This is a genomic window from Ensifer sp. GW823-FHT05D09 (assembly GCF_058795755.1).
This window is the reverse complement of sequence record NZ_JBXAIA010000040.1, coordinates 1-655: the sequence shown is the minus strand read 5'-3', so window position 1 is coordinate 655 and position 655 is coordinate 1. Positions and strand designations below refer to the sequence as shown.

Annotated in this window: 1 protein-coding gene; it reads left to right on the top strand. The window is 66.0% G+C overall.

All coding sequences use genetic code 11. The annotated features are described in order from the left end of the window. A partial coding sequence (locus tag AC1Q80_RS30825; RefSeq protein WP_492362941.1) for an Ig-like domain-containing protein occupies nt 1-655 on the top strand: 655 nt, incomplete at both ends.

Sequence of the window (655 nt, the reverse complement as noted above, 5' to 3'; positions counted from 1 at the left end):
GCGCAGAACACGATCAATCTGGCCGGCATCACCGTCGTTGCGTCCGATCAGGATGGCAGCACCGCCAGCGCAACGGTCGGCATCAACGTCGTCGACGACATTCCTGTCGCCGTCGATGACGGCGCCCGCAGCGTCGTTGAGGGTGGCGCACAGATCAGCGGCAACGTGCTCGGCAACGACACGGCAGGTGCTGACGGCGCGTCGCTGACCTCGGTGACGATTGGCGGCATCGAGCGTTCGATTGCCGCTTCGGGCTCGACGTCGGTCGTGACGGCGAACGGCACCTACACCTTCACGGCTGCCGGTGCGTGGACGTTCACGCCGGTTGCCAGCCTGAACAACGCTTCGGCTGTGAACGCCGGCTTCAGCTACAAGATCACCGACGGCGACGGCGACATCGCGACGGCAGCGCAGCCGATCAGCATCACCGATGGTGCCGGTCCGACGGCAACCGACAACAGCGCCTCGATCACTGTTTACGAGAAGGGCCTGGACAACACCAACGCCCTGGGCAGCGCCGAAGGTGCTGCGGGCGGAGCCGAACTGTCCACCACCGAGCGCGGCTCGGACGCCGTGAGCTTCACGGCCGGTTCGGACGCGATCACCGGCATGGTGTTCGGAACGACCACTGGCGTAACCGCTGACGTCAACGGCA